The organism is Mycobacterium sp. WUMAC-067 (genome assembly GCF_020217485.1).
Taxonomy (GTDB): Bacteria; Actinomycetota; Actinomycetes; order Mycobacteriales; family Mycobacteriaceae; genus Mycobacterium.
In genome coordinates this window covers 1-221 of the sequence record NZ_JAEKMI010000232.1, presented here as the reverse complement: position 1 = coordinate 221, position 221 = coordinate 1, and the positions used below count along the sequence as shown (strand labels likewise).

Annotated in this window: 1 pseudogene; it reads left to right on the top strand. The window is 67.9% G+C overall.

What is annotated here, in order from left to right:
* A pseudogene (locus JF781_RS28365) lies at nt 1–221 on the top strand (hypothetical protein); the annotation flags it as partial.

The window sequence follows — 221 nt, the reverse complement described above, 5'->3', positions numbered from 1 at the left end:
CACCACCGGCTGCACCATCGTGGCCTGATCACCATCACCGGACCCGCGCACGCTCTGGTGGTCACGGACGAGGACGGCAGAATCCTGAGCGCGGGATCGCTGGCACGCCCACCCACTGGACCACCGCCCGCGGTGGCGCCCTGCCCGGGACCTATCGGCGAACGCGCCGACTGGTGGTGGTATGACCCCTTCCAACCCCAACCACCACCGACAAACAACTA